The following is a 5,800-nucleotide window of genomic DNA, read 5'->3' on the forward strand; positions in this document are numbered from 1 at the left end:
GACAGCCCGGAGGCCGGACCCGCTCCGCGCGGCCGGTACCGGGGGGACCACCGCATTCCCCTGGTCCTCGCCGTCCCGGCGATCCTCACCGCCGCCTTCGCCCTGCTGCCGCTGGTCTACCTCGGCGTGCGGGCCCTGGAGCACGGCCCCGGGCGCGCACGGGAGATCGTGGTCTCCCCGCGCACCCTCGAACTCCTCGGCAACAGCCTGCGCCTGACCCTGACCGTGGTGCTGATCACCCTCCTGCTGGGTGTCTCCCTGGCCTGGCTGACCCAGCGCACCCGCCTGCCCGGCGCCCGCCTGTGGGCTGTGGTCGCCACCCTGCCGTTGGCGGTCCCCAGCTACGTGATGGCCTTCGGGTGGCTCTCCGCGGTGCCCGGCGCGAGTGGCTTCACGGGGGCCGTTCTCGCCCTCTCCCTGGCCTGCTTCCCCTACGTCTTCCTCCCGGTCGCCGCCGTGCTGCGGACCTCCGACCCCGCCCGCGAGGAGGCGGCCCGCGCCCTGGGGCACTCGTCGACCGGCGTCTTCCTGCGGGTCACCCTGCCCCGGCTGCGTCCGGCGGCCCTCGGTGGGGCGCTGCTGGTCGCGCTCTACGTCGTCTCCGACTTCGGCGCGGTGTCGATCATGCGGTACGACACCTTCACCCGGGCGATCTTCATGTCCTACCGGGCGAGCTTCGACCGCACCCCGGCCGCCGCGCTCGCCTGCGTCCTGGTGGTCATCACCCTCCTGCTGGTCGCCGCCGAGCGTCGGGTCCGGGGCCGGGGCGCACTCGCCGCCGTCGGCCGGGGAGCGGCCCGTCCGCCCCGGCGCGTTCCCCTGGGGCGCCTCGCCCCCCTCGCGCTGGCCTGGTGCGCGACCATCGCCTCCGCGGCGCTGCTGCTGCCCGTCGGCACCCTGGTGTGGTGGATCGTCACCGGCTCCTCCGCCACCTGGCAGCCCGCCGCGCTCGCCGCCACCGCCTGGTCCACGGTCGCCGTCGCCGCCGCCGGAGCCGCCCTGACCACGCTCCTGGCCCTGCCGGTGGGTGTGATCGCCGCGCGGTACCGCACCCGCACCTCCCGCCTGCTCGAGCAGGCGGCGTACGCGGCCCACGCGCTGCCGGGCATCACCGTGGCGCTGGCACTCGTCTTCCTCTCGGTCCGCTATGCCCGACCCCTGTACCAGGAGTACCCCCTCCTGGTGATCGCCTACGCGGCGCTCTTCCTCCCCCTGGCGGTCACCGGGGTGCGCACCGCCGTCCAGCAGTCCCCGGCCGTCCTGGAGGACGTCGCCCGCTCCCTGGGGCACGGGCCGCTCGCCGTGCTGCGGCGGGTCACCCTGCCCCTGGCCGCCCCCGGCGTGGCCACCGGCGCGGCGCTGACCTTCGTGGTCATCATGAAGGAGCTACCGCTCACACTGCTGCTGCGCCCCAGCGGCATGGATACGCTGGCCACCCGGCTGTGGACCCACACCGAGAACCAGGCCCACGCGGCCGCCGCCCCCTATGCCCTGGCGCTGATCCTCATCGCCGCCGTTCCCGCCCACCTCCTGGGGAGACACCGCTCGTGAACGACCTGAGCGTCCGCGGCCTCGTGAAGTCCCACGGCTCCGACGGCCCCGTCCTGCGCGGCCTGGACCTGGAGGCCGGGGCCGGTGACCTGGTCGCGGTCCTCGGCCCCTCCGGCTGCGGCAAGACCACCCTGTTGCGGGTGATCGCCGGTTTCCTGCGGGCCGACGCCGGCACCGTCACCGTGGGCGGGCGGGTGCTCACCGACCCCGGTACCCACGTCCCGCCCGAACGGCGGGCGGTGGGCATCGTGGCCCAGGAAGGCGCCCTCTTCCCCCATCTGGACGTCGCCCGCAACGTCGCCTTCGGGCTCACCGGCCTCTCCCGGGCCGCGCGGCGGAAGAGGGTGGCGGAGATGCTCGAGCTGGTGGGGCTGGCCGACCACGGTCGCCGGATGCCGCACGAGCTCTCCGGCGGTCAGCAACAGCGGGTCTCGCTCGCCCGGGCGCTGGCGCCCCGTCCCGCCCTCGTCCTGCTCGACGAGCCCTTCAACGCCCTGGACAGTTCCCTGCGCACCGGCCTGCGCGCCGACGTGCGCGCCGCCCTGCGGGCCGGCGGCGCCACCGCCCTGCTGGTCACCCACGACCAGCAGGAGGCGCTGTCGGTCGCCGACTCGGTGGCGGTGGTCCGCGACGGCCGGGTCGTCCAGCAGGACGATCCGCGCCGGCTCTACCACCATCCCGTGGACGCCCGGGTGGCCCGATTCGTCGGCGACGCCGTCGTTCTGCCCGGTGCCGTGGAAGGGGACGCCGGGGGCCTGGCCGCCACCCCGCTCGGCGCGGTCCCCCTCCCGCGCGACGGAGCGGGCGGTCCCACGGAAGCGGCGGAGTCCGGCACGCCGGTCACGGTGCTGCTGCGGCCCGAACAACTCCTCCTCCGGCCGCCGGGCACCGCGGGAGCGGTCGGCGGCACGGTCGAGGACGTCCACTTCTACGGCCACGACGCCGTGGTCACCGTGCGGGTGGCCGGGCTGGAACGTCCGGTGGAGGTGCGCCACGCGGGAGTGGTGGAGGTGCGGCCCGGCGATCCCACCGACCTGGAGGTGATCGGCCCGGCCCTGCTGTGCACCCGGGAGGTCGCGCCCACTCCGGCGCCGGTGCCGGGGGCCGCGGGCATCGCGGGGACCGTCCGGTGAGCCCCGGCCGGCGGCCGGCGGCACCGCACCGCGTGGTCAGTCTGGTGCCCTCGCTCACCGAGGCCATCGCCTCCGGTGCCCCCGAGCTCCTGGTCGGCGTCACCGACTGGTGCACCCACCCCGCCGATCTCGCGGCCGAGCGGATCGGTGGGACCAAGAACCCCGACCCGGCGCGGATCCTGGCTCTCGCCCCGGATCTGGTGGTCGCCAACGAGGAGGAGAACCGTCCCGCCGACCTGGAGGCGCTGCGGGCCGCCGGCCTCACCGTCCTGGTCACCGTCATCCGCACCCTCGAGGACGCCTTCGCCGAACTGGAGCGGGTCATGGTGACCGGCTGTCGCCTGTCCCTCCCCGCCTGGTGGGAGGAGGCGCGCGAGAACTGGCACGCCGGCCGGGCGGTGATCGACGCCCGGGTGGTCGTGCCGATCTGGCGCCGCCCGTGGATGGTGTTGGGCCGCGACACCTTCGCCGGTGACCTGCTCTCCCGACTGGGCGCCCACAACCTCTTCGCCGGGCACGAGGAGCGCTACCCGCGCGTTGCGCCGCCCGATCTCCGCACGGCGGGGGCCGACCTGGTGGTGCTCCCCGACGAGCCGTACGCCTTCGGGCCCGACGACGGACCGGAGTCGTTCCCGGACCTGCCCGCCGCCCTCGTCGACGGGCGCTCGCTCACCTGGTACGGCCCCTCACTCGTGGACGCGCCCCGACGGCTGGGCACCGCGCTGCTCGACCCGCTGCCTCCCGCCGGACGACCCACCCCCGGCGCCGGGAGCCCCTGACCGGCGGGCGGCGGCCCGGGCCACCAACTCCTCCATCAGCCGCAGCTCCTCACCCGCCTCCGGGTGCCACTGCACCCCCAGCGCGAAGTCGGCGGAGGGCAGTTCGACGGCCTCCACCGTCCCGTCCCCGGCACGGGCGCACACCACGAGTCCCTCGGCGAGCCGGTCCACCGCCTGGTGATGGTGGGTCTTCACCTCCGGGGACCCCGGACCCAGCAACTCCGCCAGGCGGGTTCCCGGCACCGGCCGCACCGGATGGGTCTCCCAGGTGCCGGGCGCGCCCGCGTGGCCGTCCAGGTGCTGCAGCAGGGTGCCGCCCAGCACCACGTTCATCAGCTGCATCCCCCGGCACACGCCCAGCAGCGGGACGTCCGCATCCAGGGCGGCCGCGATCAGCGCCGCCTCCCAGGCGTCGCGCTCGTGCGCCGGCGGGCCGGTCCGCGGGTCGCGCTCCGCGCCGTAGCGGGCCGGGTCCACGTCCGGGCCCCCGGCCACCACGACGCCGTCCAGCCGCTCCACCACCGCCCGCGCCGCCCCCGGCGCGGGATCGGGCGGGAGCAGGAGCGCCGTCCCGCCGGCCCGCTGCACCAACCGGTGGTAGTCGGCGGGCAACAGCGCCGCCGGCAACTCCCAGGGGCCCCACCGGGCCACCGGCTCGAGATAGGTGCTCACCCCGATCATCGGCGCCGCCGGCGCGGCCCGGGTTCCCTGCCGTTCCACGATCGCGCTCCCGTGGTTCCGCCGGCGGCGTGCCGCGGTACCGGGCGCCGCCGGGTGGTCGTTCCCCGACGCCGGCCCCGGCGCGCATGAGCGGGGGTCCGACCCGGGCACCCGTACCCTATGGCATCCGGCAGCAGTGATCGGGAGGGCCCACTCGTGACACCAGCGGACCGCACACCCCCGCTACCCGTCGAGGAACTCCGGGCCCGGATCGATCTCGGGGAGATCGACACCGTGGTCGTGGCCTTCACCGACATGCAGGGGCGCCTGCAGGGCAAACGATTCGCCGCCCGGCACTTCCTCGACGAGGTGCTCCGGCACGGCACCGAGGCGTGCGCCTACCTGCTGGCCGTGGACGTGGAGATGAACACCGTCGACGGTTACGCCATGGCCTCCTGGGAGACCGGCTACGGGGACTTCGTCATGCGGCCCGACGCGAGCACGGTGCGCCGGGTCCCCTGGCACCCGGCCACCGCCATGGTCACCGCCGACCTCGCCTGGCCCGACGAGCGCCCCGTGGCCGCCTGTCCGCGCGGCATCCTGCGCCGGCAACTCGACCGGCTGGCCGAACGCGGCTGGACCGCCCTGGTCGGCACGGAACTGGAGTTCATGGTCTTCCGGGAGAGCTACGAGACCGCCGGTGACGCCGGCTACCGCGGACTGACCCCCGTCAACCGCTACAACGTCGACTACTCCCTGCTGGGCACCGGCCGGATCGAACCGCTGCTGCGCCGCATCCGCAACGACATGGCCGGGGCCGGGATGGTCGTGGAGTCGGCCAAGGGCGAGTGCAACCTCGGACAGCACGAGATCGTCTTCCGCTACTCCGACGCCCTGACCACCTGTGACCAGCACGCGATCTACAAGACCGGGGCCAAGGAGATCGCCGCCGACGAGGGCGTCTCGCTGACCTTCATGGCCAAGTACGACGAGCGGGAGGGCAACTCCTGCCACATCCACCTCTCGCTGCGCGACGGGACCGGCCGTCCCGTCTTCGCGACGGGGGCGACGGCCGGTCCCGACGGGATGTCGCAGACCATGCGCGCCTTCCTCGCCGGTCAACTCGCCTCGCTGCGGGAGTTCTCCCTGCTGTACGCGCCCACCATCAACGCCTACAAGCGGTTCCGGCCCGGCTCCTTCGCCCCCACAGCCGTGGCCTGGGGACCGGACAACCGCACCTGTGCGCTGCGCGTGGTCGGCCACGGCCCGGGCCTGCGCCTGGAGAACCGGGTGCCGGGCGGCGACGTCAACCCCTACCTGGCCGTCGCCGGGATGATCGCGGCCGGTCTGGACGGGGTGGACCGGGGACTGGTCCCGCCCGCCCCCTGCACCGGCAACGCCTACGCCGCGCCCGCGGACGCGGGGGGACACGTGCCGCGCACCCTGCGCGAGGCCGCGGAGTTGTGGGGGAACAGTGACACCGCCCGCGCCGCCTTCGGCGACGAGGTGGTCGACCACTACCTCACCCTGGCCCGGGTGGAACAGGAGGCGTACGACGGGGCCGTGACGGATTGGGAACGGGTCCGCTCCTTCGAACGCATGTGATCCACCGTCCCCCGCAGCCACCCCCTCACCCCGGGAGTCCGACGATGACCCATTCGATGTCCCCTGCCGGCC

5 protein-coding genes are annotated in these 5,800 nt (G+C 75.0%); 4 read left to right on the plus strand and 1 reads right to left on the minus strand.

The window, feature by feature from the left end; translation table 11 throughout:
* The 3 genes from FNQ90_RS10500 to FNQ90_RS10510 all read left to right on the plus strand — a co-directional run.
* Positions 1-1,551: ABC transporter permease (locus tag FNQ90_RS10500; RefSeq protein ID WP_407699336.1), on the plus strand; the 1,551-nt coding region annotated here is incomplete at its 5' end.
* Positions 1,548-2,684, plus strand: coding sequence for an ABC transporter ATP-binding protein (locus tag FNQ90_RS10505; protein ID WP_182606126.1), 1,137 nt, complete (start codon positions 1,548-1,550; stop codon positions 2,682-2,684). The genes FNQ90_RS10500 and FNQ90_RS10505, both read left to right, overlap by 4 nt.
* Positions 2,681-3,463 (plus strand): helical backbone metal receptor, encoded by a 783-nt coding sequence (locus tag FNQ90_RS10510; RefSeq protein WP_182606127.1) that lies wholly within the window; start codon positions 2,681-2,683, stop codon positions 3,461-3,463. The genes FNQ90_RS10505 and FNQ90_RS10510 overlap by 4 nt, the downstream gene beginning before the upstream one ends.
* On the opposite strand, the gene FNQ90_RS10515 is transcribed toward FNQ90_RS10510, so the two are convergent.
* Entirely contained in the window at positions 3,371-4,144 is a 774-nt protein-coding gene (locus FNQ90_RS10515; protein WP_182606130.1) for a gamma-glutamyl-gamma-aminobutyrate hydrolase family protein, read from the minus strand. The two genes, FNQ90_RS10510 and FNQ90_RS10515, sit on opposite strands and share 93 nt — an antisense overlap.
* A 159-nt stretch (positions 4,145-4,303) precedes the next feature.
* Here FNQ90_RS10515 and FNQ90_RS10520 point away from each other — a divergent pair, with 159 nt between their 5' ends.
* Positions 4,304-5,728 (plus strand): glutamine synthetase family protein, encoded by a 1,425-nt coding sequence (locus FNQ90_RS10520; RefSeq protein ID WP_182606128.1) that lies wholly within the window; start codon positions 4,304-4,306, stop codon positions 5,726-5,728.
* Positions 5,729-5,800 lie beyond the last annotated feature (72 nt).

This window comes from Streptomyces alkaliphilus (assembly GCF_014141535.1).
Taxonomy (GTDB): Bacteria; Actinomycetota; Actinomycetes; order Streptomycetales; family Streptomycetaceae; genus Streptomyces; species Streptomyces alkaliphilus.

What these genes read in the sequence shown, in the direction of transcription:
- FNQ90_RS10515 (WP_182606130.1), bottom strand. Translation starts at nt 4,144, where the DNA reads ATGATCGGGGTGAGCACCTATCTCGAGCCGGTGGCCCGGTGGGGCCCC.
- FNQ90_RS10520 (WP_182606128.1), top strand. Translation starts at nt 4,304, where the DNA reads ATGGCATCCGGCAGCAGTGATCGGGAGGGCCCACTCGTGACACCAGCG.